The following is a 17,116-nucleotide window of genomic DNA, read 5'->3' on the forward strand; positions in this document are numbered from 1 at the left end:
GCGCCGGCCTGCGCGTCGGGCGGCACCCCGGCGCAGGGCGACGCGCCGCGCCTCGCCGCCGCCTTCGCGGCTCTCGCCCGGGAGGGCGCCACCGCCCACGTCTCCGGCTGCCCGAAGGGCTGCGCCCATCCCGGCCCTGCGGCGCTGACCCTGGTCGGGCGGCCCGACGGCCGCTACGGGGTGGTGCTGGACGGCCATGCCGGGAGCGACCCCGATCGCGTCCTGACTTTCGGTGCCGTGCTGGAGCGGCTAGAGAGCCTTCGCGAATTGTCCAGCCCACAGGCCGAGTCCGGCCTCAGAGACGCCTTCCGGGAGCCCGCATGACCCCGCGCCTCGACTACATCCGCGACGGCGCCGCCATCTACGCGCGCTCCTTCGCGATGATCCGCGCCGAATCCGACCTCAGCCGCTTCCACGGCGCCGCCGAGCGGGTGGCGGTGCGGATGATCCATGCCTGCGGCATGACCGACCTGCCGGCCGACATCGATCTGTCGCCGGATTTCGCCGACGCCGCCGAGGGCGCTTTGCGCCGCGGCGCCCCGATCCTGTGCGACGTCCGCATGGTCGCCGACGGCGTCACCCGGGCCCGTCTGCCGGCCGGCAACGAGGTGATCTGCACCCTGTCCGACCCGCGGGTGCCGGACCTCGCCAAGACCCTCGACACCACCCGGAGCGCCGCCGCGATGGAGTTGTGGCGCGACCGGCTCGCCGGGTCGATCGTCGCCGTCGGCAACGCGCCGACCGCGCTGTTTCGCCTGCTCGAGATGCTGGACGAGGGCGTGGCGCCGCCCGCCGCGGTGATCGGCATCCCGGTCGGCTTCGTCGGCGCCGCCGAATCGAAGGATGCGCTCGCCGCGGACGGGCGCGTGCCCTTCCTGGTGGTGCGCGGCCGGCGCGGCGGCAGCGCCATGGCGGCGGCGGCCGTCAACGCGCTCGCCAACGAGGTCGAGTGATGGACGGCCCGTCCGATTTCCCCAAGGCCGACCCGGCCGAGATCCCGTCCGCCCCGCCCGCGGCCGTCACCGGCACGCTCTACGGCGTCGGCATGGGGCCGGGCGACCCGGACTACCTCACCGTGCGGGCGGTGCGGGTGCTGGAGCGCGCCCACCACCTCGTGCATTTCTGCAAGGCGGGCAAGCGCGGCAACGCCCGCACCATCGCCGACGCGGTGGTGCACGACGCGGCCCGCGAATGGCCGCTGCCCTACCCCTACACCACCGAACTGCACCCCGAGGATCCGGCCTACGTGGCGGCGCTCGCGGCGTTCTACGACGAGGCGGCAGACGACCTCGCCGCGGTGCTGGCGGCGGGCCGCGACGTGGCGATCCTGTCGGAGGGCGATCCCTTCTTCTACGGCTCGTTCATGCATCTGTGGCGCCGCCTGAAGGACCGGTTTCCGGTCGAGGTGGTGCCGGGCGTCACCGGCATGTCTGGCTGCTGGACCCGGGCCAACACCCCGATCACCTGGGGCGACGACGTGCTGACCGTGCTCCCCGCCACCCTGCCGCACGCGACGCTGGTGGCGCGGCTGAAGACCACCGACGCCGCCGTGGTGATGAAGCTCGGCCGCCATCTGCCCAAGGTGCGCGCGGCTTTGGCCGAGGCCGGGCTGATCGACCGCGCGGTCTATGTCGAGCGCGGCACCATGGCGGGGGAGAGCGTGACGCCGCTCGGCCAGAAGCCGGACGACGCCGCGCCCTACTTCTCGATGGTGCTGGTACCGGGCGAGGGCCGCCGGCCGTGAACGGCTCCGTCACGGTGATCGGCCTCGGGCCGGGCGATCCGCGCTACCTCACGCCCGCCGCGCAAGCGGCGCTCGACGCGGCGCAGGACCTCATCGGCTATTTTCCCTACGTCGCCCGGGTGCCGGAGCGGCCGGGGCTGACGCGCCACGCCAGCGACAACCGGGTCGAGGTCGACCGGGCCCGCCACGCCCTCGAGCTCGCCGCCGCCGGCCGCCGGGTCGCGGTGGTGTCGGGGGGCGATCCGGGCGTCTTCGCCATGGCGGCGGCTTTGTTCGAGGCGCTGGAGGCGGGCGATCCGGCCTGGCGCGCGCTGTCCATCACGGTCGAGCCCGGCATCACCGCGATGCTGGCGGCGGCGGCGCGGATCGGTGCGCCGCTCGGCGGCGATTTCTGCGCCCTCTCGCTGTCCGACAACCTGAAGCCCTGGGAGGTCATCACCGCCCGGCTCGAAGCCGTGCTGACCGCCGACCTGGTGATCGCGCTCTACAACCCGATCTCCCGGGCCCGGCCCTGGCAGCTCGGCGCGGCGCTGGCGCTCGCCGCCGAGCACCGCGCGCCCGAGACCCCGGTGATCTTCGCCCGCGCCGTCGGCCGGCCGGACGAGGCGATCCGGATCCTGACGCTGGCCGAGGCCCGCGAGGCCTCCGCCGACATGGCGACGCTGGTGATGATCGGCGCGAGCGCGACCCGGCTGATCCCGCGGGAGGGCGCGGCGCCCTTCGTCTACACCCCGCGCTCGGTCGCCCGATGAACGTCGAGCCAGCCCAGCACGTCGTCGATCCGCGAGACCTGCGCCACCTCCGGCAGCGCGGGCTGGCGCACGATCACCACCGGCAGGCCGAGGCTGCGGGCCGCCGCGATCTTGCCGTAGGTCGCCGCCCCGCCGGAATTCTTGGTCGCCAGGATTTCGACGCCGTGGGCGCGCATCAGGGCGGCCTCGTCCTCGGCGCCGAAGGGCCCGCGGGCCTCGATCGCCGTCACGTCGATCCCGGGCAGCGCGTCGCCGACAGGCTCGATGGTGCGCACGAGGTAGCGGTGCTGGGGGGCGGCCGCGAAGGCGGCGAGTTCGAGGCGCCCGACCGTCAGGAACACCCTTTTCGGCACCTCGCCGAGCGCCGGCACGGCGTCGGGCACCGAATCGACCTCGCGCCAGTCGTCGCCGGGCGCGCGGGCCCAGGCCGGGCGCCGCACGGCGAGGAGCGGCACGCCGGCCTCGCGGCTCGCCGCCGCGGCGTTGCGCGAGATGAGTCTGGCGAAGGGATGCGTGGCATCGATCAAAGCCGCGATGCGGTGCTCGCGGAGATGAGCCGCCAGTCCTTCCGCTCCGCCGAATCCGCCGATGCGGGTGCGCACCGGCAGGGCGATGGGCGCCGTGGTGCGCCCGGCGAGCGACAGGGTGACGTCGTGGTCCGGCCGGTCGGCGAGCCGCCGCACCAGCGCGGCGGCCTCGGTGGTGCCGCCCAGGATGAGAATGCGCATGGCCGCCTTGTCGCCTGAGGTTCTCCCCGTGTCGAGCGTCGCTCCCTGGCTCGCCGTCGTCGGCATCGGCGAGGACGGGCGGGCCGGCCTGTCGCCGGCCGCGAGCGCCGCCCTCGATGGCGCCGGGCTCGTGATCGGCGGGCGACGCCACCTGGAACTGGCCGGCCCGCTCTCCGCCGAGACCCTGGCCTGGCCGAGCCCGCTCTCGGACGCATACCCGGCGATCCTCGCCCGGCGCGGGCAGCCGACCTGCGTGCTCGCCACCGGCGACCCGTTCCATTACGGCGTCGGCGCCGAGCTCGCCCGATTGGTGCCGGCCGGCGAGATCGTCGCCTATCCCCAGCCCTCGGCCTTCAGCCTCGCCGCCGCCCGCCTCGGCTGGCCGCTCGCCGAGGTGGCCTGCCTGACCCTGCACGGGCGGGCGCTGGAACGGGTGATCCCCCATCTCCAGCCCGGCGCCCGGCTCCTCGTCCTGTCCTGGGACGGCTCCACACCGAAAAAACTCGCGGCGCTGATGAGCGAGCGCGGCTTTGCCCGCTCGCGCCTCACCGTGCTCGAAGCGATGGGCGGGCCGCGGGAGCGCCGCCGCACCGGCCTCGCGGCGACGTTCTCTCAGGACGAGATCGACCCGCTCAACACGATCGCGGTCGAGGTCGTGGCCGAGCCGGACGCCCGGGTGATCCCGCTCAGCCCCGGCCTCGACGACGCCTGGTTCGAGAGCGACGGCCAGCTCACCAAGGCGGAGATCCGCGCCGTCACCCTGTCGGCCCTGCGCCCCCGCGCCGGCCAGCTGCTGTGGGATGTCGGCGCCGGCTCGGGCTCGATCGGCATCGAGTGGTGCCTGCGCCATCCGGCGAACCGCGCCGTCGCGATCGAGGCGCGCGAGGAGCGCGCCGGCCGCATCCGCCGCAACGCGCGCGCCCTCGGCGTGCCAGACCTCCAGGTCGTGGTCGGCCGCGCCCCGGACAGCCTCGCCGGGCTGCCGGCGCCGGACACCGCCTTCATCGGCGGCGGCGTCTCCGATCCGGCCCTGGTCGCGGCGGTGCTCGCCGCCCTGCCCCGCGGCGGGCGCCTCGTCGCCAACGCGGTGACGCTGGAGAGCGAGGCCCTGCTGCTGCGCTGCCACGCCGAGCATGGCGGCACCCTGCGGCGCCTCTCGATCGCCCGGGCCGAGCCGGTCGGCCACCTCACCGGGTGGCGCACCGCGATGCCGGTGACGCAATGGGCGCTGGCAAAGCCGTGATGGCCCCCATCCTGCACGCCCGGGTGCCGGGCTCGGCCCCGCCGCCCGCGATCCAGCACGGCCCCGGCCGCACGCCCGCTCCCGCGACGCCGCGCGCCCTCGTCGCGGGAATCGGCTTTCGCCACGCCACCACGGCGGACGAGATCCTGTCCCTGCTGGCCGAGGGCCTGCGCCAGGCCGATCGCCCCGGGGCGCACCTCGCGGCGCTGGCCACCGCCGAGGACCGGGCCGACGATCCGGCGATCCGGGCCGCGGCCGAGACCCTCGGCGTGCCCCTCGTCGCGATCGGGGTCGAAGCCCTGCGCGAGGCCGGCCGGCGGGTCGTCACCCGCTCGGTCCGCATCGAGGCCCTGCGCGGCGTCGGCTCGCTCGCCGAAGCCGCGGCCCTCGCGGCGGCCGGGCCCGAGGGCCGCCTCGTCCTGCCCCGCATCGCCTCGGCGGGCGCCACCTGCGCGCTCGCCGCCAGCGGAGACGCCCTTTCGTCATGATCCACTTCATCGGCGCCGGCCCCGGGGCCGCCGACCTCATCACCGTGCGCGGGCGCGACCTCATCGCCCGCTGCCCTGTCTGCCTGCATGCCGGCTCGCTGGTGGCACCGGAGATCCTGTCCTGGTGTCCGCCCGGCGCGCGGATCGTCGACACCGCCCCCCTGTCGCTCGACGCGATCATCGACGAGATGGCGGCGGCGCACGCGTCCGGCCGCGAGGTGGCGCGGCTGCATTCCGGCGACCTCTCAATCTGGAGCGCGGTGGCCGAGCAGACCCGCCGCCTCGACCGGCTCGGCATCCCCTACGACCTCACTCCCGGCGTCCCCTCCTTCGCCGCCGCCGCCTCGGTGCTCGGCCGCGAGCTGACGGTGCCGGAACTGGCCCAATCGGTGGTGCTCACCCGCACCAGCGGCCGCGCCTCGGCGATGCCCGACACGGAACGCCTCGCCGCCTTCGCGGCGACCCGGGCGACGCTGGCGATCCACCTCTCCATCCACGTCGTCGCGACGGTCGCGGCCGAGCTGATCCCGCATTACGGGCCGGACTGCCCGGCCGCCGTGGTCTTCCGCGCCACCTGGCCGGACGAGCGGGTCTTGCGCGGCACCCTGTCCACCATCGCCGATCAGGTCGCGGCGGCGGGACTGGAGCGCACGGCGCTGATCCTGGTCGGCCCGGCGCTCGGGGCGACGGAGTTCCGCGAGAGCGCGCTCTATGCGGTGGATTACGACCGGCGGTTCAGGACGGGCGGCGCCGTGACGGTACCCACCGGCCCTCGGTCGGCTTGACCCGGTTTCGCGACGGTTCCCGGCCGTTGCGGGTTTTGCACGCCGTCGGTGGAGTTCATTCATGCGGATGAGAATGGCCACCGACGCCGATGTAGCCGTGCTCGCCCGGATCCACACGGCGAGTTGGAGGGCCGCGTATCGCGGGATCCTCGATCCGGACTTTCTTTCCGGTCCGATCGAGGAGGAGCGGCTGGAAGCATGGACCGGCCGCCTCGGGCCGCACCAGCCGCACGTGACCGCCCTCATCGCCGAGGACGTCGACGGGCCGGTCGGCTTCGTCTGCGCGGTCGGGGCAGAGGACGAGCGCTGGGGAACGCTGATCGACAATCTCCATGTCCTCCCCACGGCGAAGGGGCGAGGCTTGGGGACGGATCTGCTCGGAGCCGCGGCCGACTGGTCCCTGCAAGGCTACCCCGATTCGGGGATCACCCTGTGGTGCTTCGAGCAGAACGAGCCGGCCCGTCGCTTCTACGAGCGGCGCGGAGGTGTCATCGTCGAGCGAAGCCGGCACTCCGTTCCCGGCGGTGGCGACCGGCCGGTGCTTCGCTATCATTGGCCCGATCCCGCCTCCGCAATCGGCCTGCAACGCCTCGCCGATCGCCTCTGACGCCCACCGAGACGATCGGTTCGATTGGGACTCGGCGCCGACTGTCCCAATAGTTGGCCTGCGACGCCCCTCACCCCACCGGATGGAACGGCGCCCGCCCGACCAGCCCGCCCTCCCGGTCGAACACCACCACCTCGAGCGAGCTGCCCGAGCCTGCCAATGCCCGCGCGGCGGTGGCCCAGGCGTAGCGGGCGACGAGGTCGGCGAGCGGCAGGGCGCTGCCTTGCGCGAGCCGCAGCACCTCGAGGGCGGTGTTGGCGCCTGCCGCCCGGCGGGCGAGGTCGGGGGCGCCCCCGGCCTCGACGACCCGCTCCGACAACCAAGCGAGGTCGACCGGGCCGGAGCGCGAATGCAGGTCGAGGAGGCCGTGGCCGAGTTTCGCCATCTTGGCGATGCCGCCCGCCACCGTGACCCGCGGCACCGGGTGGCGGCGCAGGTATTTCAGCATCCCGCCGGCGAAGTCGCCCATGTCGATCAGCGCCTGGGGGGGCAGGCCGTGCAGGCGCGCCACCGCCTCCTCCGAGGTCGAGCCGGTGGCGCCGGCGACGTGGTCGAGGGCGCCGGCCCGGGCGACGTCGACGCCGCGATGGATCGAATCGATCCAGGCGGCGCAGGAATACGGCACCACCACCCCGGTCGTGCCGAGCACCGACAGGCCGCCGAGGATGCCGAGCCGCGGGTTGAGGGTCTTCTGGGCCAGGGCCTCGCCGCCGGGGATCGACACCTCGACCACCACGTCGGGCGGTCCGCCGAGGCCGGCGGCGGCCTCGGCGATCGCGGCGGCGATCATCCGGCGGGGGGCCGGGTTGATCGCCGGCTCGCCGACCGGCAGCGGCAGCCCGGCTCGGGTCACGGTGCCGACGCCGGGCCCGGCCCGGAACGCGATGCCGGAGCCCGGCGGCCCCTTTCGGACCGTCGCCAGGACCAGGACCCCGTGGGTCACGTCGGGATCGTCGCCGGCATCCTTCACGACGCCGGCGAAGGCCCCGCCATCGACCAGCCCGCTCCGTGCCAGGGCGAAGGTCGGACGGGCGCCGCTCGGCAGCGGGATCTCGACCGGATCCGGGACGAGGCCGGTGACGAGGCCGGCATAGGCCGCCTTGGCGGCGGCCGCCGCGCAGGCGCCCGTGGTCCAGCCGCGGCGCAGGGTCTCCCGAGGTCGTGTCGCATCCATGCGGCGTGGTATCACCCCGCGGCGGCGCGGTGAATGCGCGCCGCGCGCTCGACAGATGGACGCCTTCGTGACCGTACGCCCCGCCCGTGGCCTTCTCGTCGCCGCCGCCCGCTCCGGGTCCGGCAAGACCACCGTGACCCTCGCCCTGCTGCGAGCCCTGCGCCGGCGCGGGCTGGCGGTGGCCGGGGCGAAATGCGGGCCGGACTACATCGACCCCGCCTTCCACGCCGCCGCGACGGGGCGACCGAGCTACAACCTCGACAGCTTCGCCATGGACGGCGCCCTCCTCGACGCGGTGGCGGGCCGGGCCGGCGAGGCGGCCGAGCTGGTCCTGGCCGAGGGCTCGATGGGGCTGTTCGACGGCGTCGTGGCGGAAGAGGGCCGCAGCGGCGCCAATGCCGACATCGCGGCCCGCTACGGCTGGCCGGTGGTGCTGGTGCTCGACGTCTCGGGGGCGGCGCAATCGGCCGCCGCGACGGCGCTCGGGGTGCGGGCCTACGACCCGCGCCTGCATCTGGCCGGGGTGATCCTCAACAAGGTCGCGAGCCCGCGCCACCGCCGCCTCGTCGAGGTCGGCCTCGCCCGGATCGGCGTTCGGGTCCTCGGCGCCGTGCCGCGGGAGGCGTCCCTGGTGCTGCCGGAGCGCCATCTCGGCCTGATCCAGGCCGGCGAGACCGAGGATCTGGAGGCCCGCCTCGACCGCCTGGCCGAGCTGGCCGAGGCCTCGATCGACATCGACGCGGTGGTGGCCGCCGCCGGCGGGCGGGTGCCCGACCCCGCGACCGGCATCCTGCCGCCGCCGCCCGGGCAGCGCATCGCGGTCGCGCGCGACGCCGCGTTCTCGTTCGTCTACCCGCATCTGGAGGCCGGCTGGCGCGCGGCCGGGGCCGAGATCGTGCCGTTCTCGCCGCTCGCCGACGAGGCGCCGCCGGCCGGCTGCGACGCCTGCTGGCTGCCCGGGGGCTACCCCGAATTGCATGCCGGGCGCATCGCCGCGGCGTCCCGCTTCCTCGACGGGCTGCACACCTTCGCCGGGACGCGGCCGGTCCACGGCGAGTGCGGCGGCTACATGGTGCTGGGCGAGAGCCTGGAGGATGCCGAGGGGACGACCCACCGCATGGCCGGGCTCCTGCCGGTGGCGACGTCCTACGCGCGGCGGCGCCTGCACCTCGGCTACCGGATCGCCACGCTCCTCGGAGCGGGCTCCCTCGGCACGACCGGCCAGGGCCTCGTCGGTCATGAATTCCACTACGCGAGCGAACTCACGCCGCCGCCGGGGACCGACGAGGCCCTGGCCGAGGTCACGGATGCGGAGGGGCGCCCCCTGGGGCTCGCCGGGCACCGGCGCGGCCGGGTCAGCGGCAGCTTCTTCCACCTCGTCGGGCTGCGCTGACCGCGACCGGACGAGAGTGTCGGAGGCCGGCTACTCGGCGGCGGTGGCCGTCGCCTCGACGCTCGCGGCGGCGGCGGCCGAGCGGCCGAGGCGGGCGGCCGAGCGCACGATCGCCAGCACCTCGCGGCGCAGCTGCTCGTCCTCGATCTGCACGTAGGCGCGCAGGAGTTCGATCGCGCCCTGGGCGCTCAGGAAGCCGAAGACGTTGTCGTCGCTGCCGTCACCGCCGGCCTGGTCCTCGAAGAAGGCCGAGACCGGGACCTCGAGCAGACGGGCGATCTCGCGCAGGCGGCCGGCGCCGACGCGGTTCTGGCCCTTCTCGTATTTCTGCACCTGCTGGAAGGTGACGCCGACGGCGTTGCCGAGGGCCGTCTGGCTCAGTCCCTTGGCCTTGCGCAGGGCCGTGATGCGGACTCCGACGAGCCGATCGACCTCAGTGGTTTGCTTGGGCATCGGTCCTCAACGTCTTCGTTCTGGCCTGTCGGAGGCTCCGGCCCGATCCCCGGGCTGCCGCCGTCCCGCGTCGTCCTTGCCCGCAAGGACAACCGGGGCGGTGACGCACCGGCGGCCTCGCGGCTTCCACTCGGGCCGGCGGCGAAGACGCCTCGCCTCCGGTCCGCCCTTCAATGCCTTCCGGGCTCGCGCCGGACGATCCGCCACTTGTGGCGCGTCCGGCGGGCCGATGACCAGTCATTCCGTCTGCCTAGGCCGCTTCGGTCACGGTCGAGGAAGCGGGCCTGGGTCTGACATGCAACCCAACGCACGTCTACACGCTCCGAGTGAATTCCCCAAGGGAACAGAGGTTAAAAAAATTACTGAGATCCCACCTAACCGGAGGTCGCGTGCCGGAGGTTCCGGGGCAGGCCCGAGCGGGTCACCTTGCCGGTCACCTTGCCGATAGCGACGGGGCCCCCATCTCAACGGCCGAGCCCGAGGAAGCCCGGAAGGATGCCCGCCATGTTCATCGCCATGAACCGGTTCAAGGTCTACAAGGACGCCGCGCAGGACTTCGAGCAGGTCTGGCTGGGGCGCGACAGCCACCTCGGCGAGATGCCGGGCTTCGTCGAGTTCCACCTGCTGCGCGGGCCGGAGGCCGAGGACCACATCCTCTACGCCTCGCACACGATCTGGTCCTCGAAGGCGGATTTCGAGGCCTGGACCCGCTCCGAGCAGTTCCGCAAGGCCCATAGCCGCGCCCCGGGGACGAAGCCGCTCTATCTCGGCCACCCGCAATTCGAGGGCTTCGAGACGATCCAGACCGTCGCCCGCAACGACTGAGCCGGAACCGTCCGGAGCGGGGATCCGACGGGCGGGGCCCCGAGCCCCGCCCGCGTCGTCAGGCGGCGCGGGGCGCCTCGAGCCGCGGCAGGAACGCCGCGAGCAGCCCGACCGCCGGCAGGAAGGCGCAGAGTCCGTACACGAACTCGATGCTGGTGCGGTCGGCGACCTCCCCCAGCACCGCAGCGCCGAGGCCCCCCATGCCGAAGGCGAAACCGAAGAACAGCCCGCCGACCAGGCCGACGCGCCCGGGCAGCAGCTCCTGGGCGTAGACCAGGATCGCCGGCATCGCCGAGGCCAGGATCAGGCCGATCGGCACCGTGAGCGCCACGGTCCAGAACAGGTTGGCGTGCGGCAGCGCCAGGGTGAAGGGCAGCACGCCGAGGATCGAGCCCCAGATCACCACCTTGCGGCCGAACCGGTCGCCGATCGGGCCGCCCGCCACCGTGCCGGCCGCGACCGCACCGAGGAACACGAACAGGTAGAGCTGCGATTCCTGCACCGACACGCCGAAGCGGTGGATCAGGTAGAAGGTGAAGTACGAGCTCAGGCTCGCCATGTAGAAGTACTTGGAGAAGATCAGCACCAGCAGGACCGCGATAGTGGCGACGACCTTGCCTCGCGGCAGGTCGCGCCCGCCGGCGCCGGCCTTGCGCGGGCGCGCCGCCCCGGTGCGCAGCCGCTCGCGGTACCAGCGCCCGACGAGGGACAGCACCACGAAGCCGGCCAGCGCCGCGACCGCGAACAGCGCGACGCTGGCCTGCCCGAGGGGTACGACGATGAAGGCCGCGAGCAGCGGCCCGAGGGCCGAGCCGGCATTGCCGCCGACCTGGAACACCGACTGGGCCAGGCCGTAGCGCCCGCCGGAGGCGAGGCGGGCGACCCGCGACGCCTCCGGGTGGAAGATCGCCGAGCCGAGGCCGACGCAGCAGGCGGCCAGGATCAGGAGCCCGTAGGTCCCGGCATGGGACAGGAGCAGCAGGCCGCAGAGCGACAGCAGCATGCCGGCGGCGAGGGAGAACGGCATCGGCCGCTTGTCGGTGACGAGGCCGACCACCGGTTGCAGCAGTGAGGCGGTGAGCTGGAACGCCAGGGTGAGCACGCCGATCTGGGCGAAGTCGAGCGCGTAGCTCTGCTTCAGGAGCGGGTAGATCGCCGGCAGCAGCGACTGGATCATGTCGTTGAGGAGGTGCGACAGGCTCAGGCCCCCGAGCACCAGGGCCGCCGGCCCGGTCGCGGCCGGAGCGACGATGGCCGTCGCCGGCGCGGCCTGCGGCGGCCCGGTCACCGGCGCCGCGACGGCCTCGATCGCCGCATTCTCCCCCGTCGCATTCACCCGCGCGCCGCTCGCCGTCGCATCCATCGCCTGACGCCTCCCCGGGCGGCCATCGAGCCGGCCGCCTCCCGCCGCGCCGCCTGTCGAACCAGGGGTTACGGCCGAGCGTCCCATACACCCGCCCGGCGCCCCCGTCCCGTCGCGGGCCGCAGGTCTGGAATGCCCGCGGTCCCGGGCTTGCTCACGCTTTCTGCAACCGCCGGTGACGGGATAGGGAATGTGCGATAACGGCACGCTCCCACCCGGCCCGTTCCGAGGCGGCACAGACGCGGTCACGGGTCATCTCGCCATGCGACACGAACGGTTCCCGGAGGACGGCGGCGCCAACCTCGCCTCGTCGGAGGCGCGCGCGGTCTGGAACGCGCTCCTCCCCCGGCGCGGACGGGCCGCCCTGCGCCTCGCGATCGCCGCCGCCGCCGCGCTGGCCGAGTTCGCCGCCGTGGCCATCACCGGGCTCGCCTGCGAGATAACCTACCATCTCGTCACCTACGAGCGGCAGCCCGAGCTCGGCCCGTCGCTCGCCGTCGGGCTGTTCCTCGGCCTGTTCGTGGTGCTGCCGAACGTCGCGCGCGGCGAGTACAGCATCGAGAACTACCTCGCCCGCGCCCCGCATTTCCGCCGGGTCGTGAGCCTGTGGCTCGCCGCCTGGGCGGTGGTGCTGGTCCTCGGCTTCCTCAGCAAGACCACCGGCGACCATTCCCGCGCGGCGGCGCTCGCCACCTTCCTCACCGGCCTGCCGGCCCTCGTCGCCACCCGCCTCGTCACCGTCGGGCTGGTGCGCCGGCTGATCACGCCGCGCTCCGATTCGGCCCGCCGCATCCACCTGATCGGCTACGAGGAGGACGTCGCGAGCTTCTACGCCACCCACGACACCGCGGCGCTCGGCCTGCGGGTGATCGGCGTCAGCACCCTGCGCAACGCCCCCGAGGGCGGCGACCAGGAGGCGCGCCGGACCCAGCTCGCGGAGGATCTCGACCTCAGCGTCTCGGTGGTGCGCTTCCTGCGGCCCGACGACGTGTTCGTGCTCGTGCCCTGGGCCGAGGTCGAGGATCTCGAGGCCTGCGTCGACGCCTTTTTGCGGGTCCCGGTCGCCCTGCACCTGCGGCCGGGCCGGGTGATGGACCGCTTCAGCGACGTCCGGGTCGGCCGGGTCGGCCTCCTCACCGGCATCAATGTCGGCCGCGCGCCGCTCTCCCCGGTCGAGATCGCCGCCAAGCGCACCTTCGACGTCGTGGTGGGCTCGCTCGCCCTGGTGGCGCTCTCCCCGCTGCTCCTGCTGATCGCGATCCTGATCCGCCTCGACAGCCGCGGCCCGAGCCTGTTCCGCCAGAAGCGCTACGGCTTCAACCAGGAGGCGTTCTGGGTGTTCAAGTTCCGCAGCATGCGGACCGATGCCGGCAGCGCCTTCCGGCAGGCGACCCGGGACGACGACCGCATCACCCGGATCGGCCGCATCCTGCGCCGCACCAACCTCGACGAACTGCCCCAGCTCCTCAACGTGATCCGGGGCGACATGTCGCTCGTCGGGCCCCGCCCCCACGCGGTCGCCCACGACCGCAGCTTCGAGCGCCGCATCGCCCTCTACGCCCGCCGCCACAACGTGCGGCCCGGCATCACCGGCTGGGCCCAGGTCAACGGCCTGCGAGGCGAGACCCTGACCGACACCGACATGCAGCGGCGCGTCGAGCACGACCTGTTCTACATCGACAACTGGTCGCTGTGGTTCGACCTGCGGATCCTGGTGATGACCGTGGTGGCGCGGAGCGCGTTCCGGAACGCGTATTGAAATCTCGGCCCTCAGGCTGGATATCATCGCACCGTGTTTTACGTTGGGTAAAATGCCTCCAGGCCGGAGGAACGACGGTTCGCGATGGACGATCACGAACCCTGCCGAGTGGAGTGGGATGTCGCGACGGGGAAAGGCCCTCGATTAGTCTCGCCCTCGCCCGACGAAAGGGGCCGATCGCCGGCCGCGCCTGCCCCTCTCTTCATGGGGTCAGCTCGTGAGATTCGTACCGCCAGTCCGGCCGACGAGGTGGTCTGACGAGGTGATCCATGGTCGTGAGAACCACCGCAGCTTTCGTTGCCGTCGCCCTGCTCGCATCACCCGCATGGGCCGACCCGTCGCCCGCGCCGAGTTCCGAGCCGAGCGCCGCGCCAAGTCCGGCGCCAAGTCCGGCGCGAAATCTCCCGCCGAGTCCCGCGCCCGCCGACTCGGCGTCGGCCCCGGCCGCCCCATCCCTCGGCGAGGCCTGCGATCAGGTCGCCGGCCTCCCATCGGAGATCGACGTCGCCACGCCGGACCGAACCCTCCTCGAAGGCGTGACGGAGCGGCGGCCCGACGCGCTCGCCGCGGCCGTGCGGGCCTGCGAGGCCGCCGCCCGGGAGGAACCGGACACGGCACGCTTCCCTCATCGGATCGGCCTCGCCCTCCTGGCGCTCGGGCGGCCCGCCGAGGCCCGGGCGCCGCTCGCCCGCGCAATGGAGCACGGCTATGCCGGCGGCTACCGGGAGATCGCCCTCGGGCGGGCGGAAGGGACCTTCGCGCCGGCATGGCCGAAGGACGAAGCCGATGCGATTTCGATCGCGAGCGAGGGCGTCGCCCGCACGGGAAGTCCCGAACTCAAGCGGGTCCTTGGCAGCCTGCTGCTCCGGGTCGCTCCGTCGAGCGGCGGCGATGCGGCGCGGGGCGAGGCCCTGCTCCGCGATGCCCTCGCCGCCGGCAATCAGGCCGCCGCCGCCGACCTCGCCGAGATTCGCGCCAGCCGCGTACCCGACGGTATCGAGAGCAAACTCGATAGCGCGGGGCTGCGCCCGCTCCTCGAAGGCGCCGTCGCGGCCGGAAGCAGAACGGCGGCCTACGTTTACGGCCGGCTCCTGGATCACGGTACCGGGCTGCCGCAGGATCTCCCGGCCGCGCGGCGTCTCTACCTCCTGGCTGCGGAGCGCGGAGACATGCGGGCGATGCAGGAGCTCGCCGCCATGATGCGCTTAGGTGACGGAGGCGAGAAGGATATCGACGGGCAGCGGCGCTGGCTCGCTCGGGCGAGCGCGCTCGGAAGCCTGAAGGCGCGACAAAACTTGGCCAATTCCTTCCTCGACGAGACACCGACGCGAAGCGACGCAGGAATCGTCCTTCTGGAGCGACTGGCCGATGACGGCTCGGTCGACGCGGCTCGTGGGCTCGGCATCCGGTTCCAGGAAGGCCATGGCGTCATGCGCGACTATGCCCGGGCGCTCGTCTGGTTCCGTCGCGCGGCCGATGCGGGTGACGGCCGCGCCATGAAGCAGATCGGGCAGGCCTACGACGACGGCGAGGGCGTGCCGGTCGATCATGCCGAGGCCCGTCGCTGGTACGATCGCGCGCGCGAGAAGGGCGTGGCCGAAGCCTATACGGCGATCGGCATGCAGTACGACCACGCCCAGGGCGTGCCGCGCGATTACGCCCGCGCTTTCGAGTGGTACCGGCAGGGCGCCGAGCACGGCGCGTCGGCCGCGATGAACAATCTCGGCTACGCCTACGCCAACGGGCGCGGCGTTCCGGTCGACCTGAAGCAGGCGGTGCGGTGGTATCAGGCCGCGGTCGATCAGAACGACAGGACTGCGCAACTCAACCTCGCGAACCTGTACTTCAAGGGGCGCGGCGTCGCACAGGACAAGGTCCGAGGCCTGAAGCTCCTGCAGCAGGCGGCGGAGCAGGGCCTACCCCAGGCCCTCAACGACCTCGCCCTGATGGAGTACCGGCGTCCCGGCGGAAGCGGGGCCCGCGCGGTCAATCTCCTGCGGCAGGCCGCGGCCGCAGGAGCGGCGGTGGCCTACAACAACCTCGGCATGGCGTTGACGCAGGGCTGGGACGGCGCGCCGGACTACGTCGAGGCCAGCTACTGGTTCCGCCAGTCAATCGATCACCGGTCCGACCTCAATCCGCTGGCCTTCTCGGAATCGCAGTTCCAGCTCGGCTACAACCTCCTCACCGGACGGGGCGGCACCGAGGACGTGCCGGCGGCGCGCACGCTGATCCTCTCGGCCGCGCAAGCCCGCAACCCGACCGCGCTCGCCTTCCTCACCCACGCGAGCAGGGCGATGAAAGCCATGCCCGGGAAGCGGACGGCACCGGGCAAGGTCGTCCGGAAGGGCGGCGCGGGGCCGCGGTCGCGGCACAGGTGAAGCCGGACGGCCCGCGGCTCCCCGCGGCCGGCCGGTCTCCTGGAGCCGGTTCCGCCCGTCGAGCGGCCGGGATCCCGCCACCGCGGCGGGTCCCGCCTGGGCGTCAGCTCACCAGACGTCGGCCTTGGCGGCGGCTCTCCTCGAAGGCCTGGAGGTCGAGGGCGAGGGCGACGACCTGCTCCGACTTGAGCCGGGTCGGGTCGATCGGGCCGCCGAAACCGTGGGCGAGATAGATCTCCTGGACGTCGGGTGTGCGCATCGCGCCGCCCATGGTCCAGTTCGGGAAGAGCCGGGCGGGGACGTCGCGGACGTTGAGGATCGTCGCGCTCGCGTGGCGCGGGTCGCGGGCGATGCGGTTGTAGGTCTCCGTCACCTTGCCGCGCTCGCCCTCCAGGATCTGCACGAACCACTGGGTGTCGAAGATCAGGAAGCCCGTGATCGCGTCGCGGGCATTGTTGCGCTGGGACACCGAGAGGATCTCGCGCATGTTGGTCAGCATGGCGCGGTCGCCGCCCGGCACGGTGTTGTGGCTGTAATAGACGAGCTGATGGATCATCGACGCTTCACTCCACCGGCCCGAGGGCGGAGCGCTCGGGTGAGCGTCCGGGGCCGTCATCGCGGGCCGGTCACGATGTGCGCGTCCGGCATGAGTGGGAACATGGGGCGGGACGATCGAGTGACGACAGGAAGTCGTTCGACAGCATTAACGGTTCCTGCCGATCGACGAACGAAGTCGATTGGGCGAACTTAACATGGAGCAAACAGCGCGAGAACTGGGGATGAGGTGCCGGATTACCCGGCCTCCGACCGCCCCTGGCATGCCCCGCACTCGCCCTCGATCTCGACGATCCGGCTCGCCGGCTTGAACCCGGCCTCGGCCAGCGTGCGGTCGAGGCTGCGCTCGATCTCGGCCGAGATCGTCTCGTCGACGCTGCCGCAGCTGCGGCAGATCAGGAAGACCGCGCTCTCGCCGGCGCCGTGGCCGTGCTCGCAGGGCACGAAGGCGTTGCGGCTGGCGATGCGGTGGACGAGGCCGTGCTCGGTGAGGAAGTCGAGGGCACGGTAGACCGAGACCGCGGCGACGCGCTTGCCCGGGACGCTCAGGCGCTCGGCGATGTCGTAGGCGCCGAGCGGCCGGCCCTCCTCGGCGACGACCTCCAGGGTGCGCCGGCGCAGGGCGGTGAATTGCAGGCCGAGGTCCTGCGCCAGCCGCTCGGCCCGGGCCACGAGGTCGGCCGTGCGGGCCGGGCCGTGAGCGTCGTGCGCGTGGCCGTGATGCCCGCAGGTTTCGTGCTCGTCCATGCGCTTCCCCGCCTCCATGCGCTTCCCCGCCGCGTTCCCCGCCCCCGAGCCGCCGCGTGCGGCTGGCCTACCGCAACCCGGCGGCGGTTGACAGGCCCTGCCTGTTACAGTGTAACGCT

The 17,116-nt window shown here is 73.3% G+C and carries 17 protein-coding genes and 1 pseudogene; 12 read left to right on the forward strand and 6 right to left on the reverse strand.

The annotated features are described in order from the left end of the window. From HPY23_RS17990 to cobJ, 4 genes and pseudogenes are all read left to right on the forward strand, one after another. A pseudogene (locus tag HPY23_RS17990) lies at positions 1-324 on the forward strand (nitrite reductase); the annotation flags it as partial. Beyond that, a complete protein-coding gene (locus HPY23_RS17995; protein WP_060846555.1) occupies positions 321-953 on the forward strand; it encodes a precorrin-8X methylmutase in 633 nt (210 codons plus the stop codon). The pseudogene HPY23_RS17990 and the gene HPY23_RS17995, both read left to right, overlap by 4 nt. Continuing rightward, the gene (locus HPY23_RS18000) at positions 953-1,744 is read left to right on the forward strand and encodes a precorrin-2 C(20)-methyltransferase (protein WP_060846556.1); all 792 of its coding nucleotides are present in this window, start codon (positions 953-955) and stop codon (positions 1,742-1,744) included. Before HPY23_RS17995 ends, HPY23_RS18000 begins: the two co-directional genes overlap by 1 nt. Next, a complete protein-coding gene (cobJ, locus tag HPY23_RS18005; RefSeq protein ID WP_091888677.1) occupies positions 1,741-2,496 on the forward strand; it encodes a precorrin-3B C(17)-methyltransferase in 756 nt (251 codons plus the stop codon). The genes HPY23_RS18000 and cobJ overlap by 4 nt, the downstream gene beginning before the upstream one ends. On the opposite strand, the gene HPY23_RS18010 is transcribed toward cobJ, so the two are convergent. Further along, positions 2,469-3,224: a cobalt-precorrin-6A reductase gene (locus HPY23_RS18010; RefSeq protein WP_091888675.1), complete on the reverse strand. Its 756-nt coding sequence runs from the start codon at positions 3,222-3,224 to the stop codon at positions 2,469-2,471. The two genes, cobJ and HPY23_RS18010, sit on opposite strands and share 28 nt — an antisense overlap. Here HPY23_RS18010 and cbiE point away from each other — a divergent pair. The 4 genes from cbiE (at position 3,223) to HPY23_RS18030 (ending at position 6,347) form a co-directional block, all read left to right on the forward strand. Further along, entirely contained in the window at positions 3,223-4,467 is a 1,245-nt protein-coding gene (gene cbiE, locus HPY23_RS18015) for a precorrin-6y C5,15-methyltransferase (decarboxylating) subunit CbiE (RefSeq protein WP_091888673.1), read from the forward strand. The genes HPY23_RS18010 and cbiE overlap by 2 nt on opposite strands. Continuing rightward, entirely contained in the window at positions 4,467-4,955 is a 489-nt protein-coding gene (locus tag HPY23_RS18020; RefSeq protein WP_082742449.1) for a cobalamin biosynthesis protein, read from the forward strand. The genes cbiE and HPY23_RS18020 overlap by 1 nt, the downstream gene beginning before the upstream one ends. Next, positions 4,952-5,740, forward strand: coding sequence for a precorrin-4 C(11)-methyltransferase (cobM, locus tag HPY23_RS18025; protein ID WP_091888671.1), 789 nt, complete (start codon positions 4,952-4,954; stop codon positions 5,738-5,740). Before HPY23_RS18020 ends, cobM begins: the two co-directional genes overlap by 4 nt. A 73-nt stretch (positions 5,741-5,813) precedes the next feature. Next, positions 5,814-6,347, forward strand: a complete 534-nt coding sequence (locus HPY23_RS18030) for a GNAT family N-acetyltransferase (RefSeq protein WP_175540020.1) — start codon at positions 5,814-5,816, stop codon at positions 6,345-6,347. 70 nt (positions 6,348-6,417) lie between these two features. Here HPY23_RS18030 and HPY23_RS18035 read toward each other — a convergent pair whose 3' ends face one another. After that, positions 6,418-7,521: a cobalt-precorrin-5B (C(1))-methyltransferase gene (locus HPY23_RS18035; protein WP_060846561.1), complete on the reverse strand. Its 1,104-nt coding sequence runs from the start codon at positions 7,519-7,521 to the stop codon at positions 6,418-6,420. A 55-nt stretch (positions 7,522-7,576) separates the two neighbouring features. Here HPY23_RS18035 and HPY23_RS18040 point away from each other — a divergent pair, with 55 nt between their 5' ends. Further along, positions 7,577-8,914, forward strand: coding sequence for a cobyrinic acid a,c-diamide synthase CobB (locus HPY23_RS18040; RefSeq protein ID WP_091888668.1), 1,338 nt, complete (start codon positions 7,577-7,579; stop codon positions 8,912-8,914). A 30-nt stretch (positions 8,915-8,944) separates the two neighbouring features. Here HPY23_RS18040 and HPY23_RS18045 read toward each other — a convergent pair whose 3' ends face one another. Beyond that, complete coding sequence (locus HPY23_RS18045) at positions 8,945-9,367, reverse strand: helix-turn-helix domain-containing protein (RefSeq protein WP_060846563.1); 423 nt, start codon at positions 9,365-9,367, stop codon at positions 8,945-8,947. A gap of 504 nt (positions 9,368-9,871) precedes the next feature. On the opposite strand from HPY23_RS18045, the gene hmuQ reads away from it, so the two are divergent. After that, positions 9,872-10,192, forward strand: a complete 321-nt coding sequence (gene hmuQ / locus HPY23_RS18050) for a heme-degrading protein HmuQ (RefSeq protein ID WP_048425756.1) — start codon at positions 9,872-9,874, stop codon at positions 10,190-10,192. Between the two features lie 58 nt (positions 10,193-10,250). On the opposite strand, the gene HPY23_RS18055 is transcribed toward hmuQ, so the two are convergent. Beyond that, positions 10,251-11,555, reverse strand: a complete 1,305-nt coding sequence (locus HPY23_RS18055; RefSeq protein ID WP_091888666.1) for an MFS transporter — start codon at positions 11,553-11,555, stop codon at positions 10,251-10,253. A gap of 262 nt (positions 11,556-11,817) precedes the next feature. Here HPY23_RS18055 and HPY23_RS18060 point away from each other — a divergent pair, with 262 nt between their 5' ends. Both HPY23_RS18060 and HPY23_RS18065 read left to right on the forward strand, forming a co-directional pair. Continuing rightward, positions 11,818-13,314, forward strand: coding sequence for an undecaprenyl-phosphate glucose phosphotransferase (locus HPY23_RS18060; protein WP_200601745.1), 1,497 nt, complete (start codon positions 11,818-11,820; stop codon positions 13,312-13,314). A 695-nt stretch (positions 13,315-14,009) separates the two neighbouring features. Further along, entirely contained in the window at positions 14,010-15,695 is a 1,686-nt protein-coding gene (locus HPY23_RS18065; protein WP_200601746.1) for an SEL1-like repeat protein, read from the forward strand. Between the two features lie 103 nt (positions 15,696-15,798). On the opposite strand, the gene HPY23_RS18070 is transcribed toward HPY23_RS18065, so the two are convergent. Continuing rightward, the gene (locus HPY23_RS18070; RefSeq protein ID WP_091888660.1) at positions 15,799-16,251 is read right to left on the reverse strand and encodes a BLUF domain-containing protein; all 453 of its coding nucleotides are present in this window, start codon (positions 16,249-16,251) and stop codon (positions 15,799-15,801) included. Positions 16,252-16,487: 236 nt separating this feature from the next. Further along, on the reverse strand, positions 16,488-16,997 hold the full coding sequence (locus HPY23_RS18075) for a Fur family transcriptional regulator (protein WP_091888737.1): 510 nt from the start codon (positions 16,995-16,997) through the stop codon (positions 16,488-16,490). Between the last annotated feature and the right edge of the window lie 119 nt (positions 16,998-17,116).

Origin of the sequence: Methylobacterium ajmalii, assembly GCF_016613415.1 — a bacterium.
GTDB lineage: Bacteria > Pseudomonadota > Alphaproteobacteria > Rhizobiales > Beijerinckiaceae > Methylobacterium > Methylobacterium ajmalii.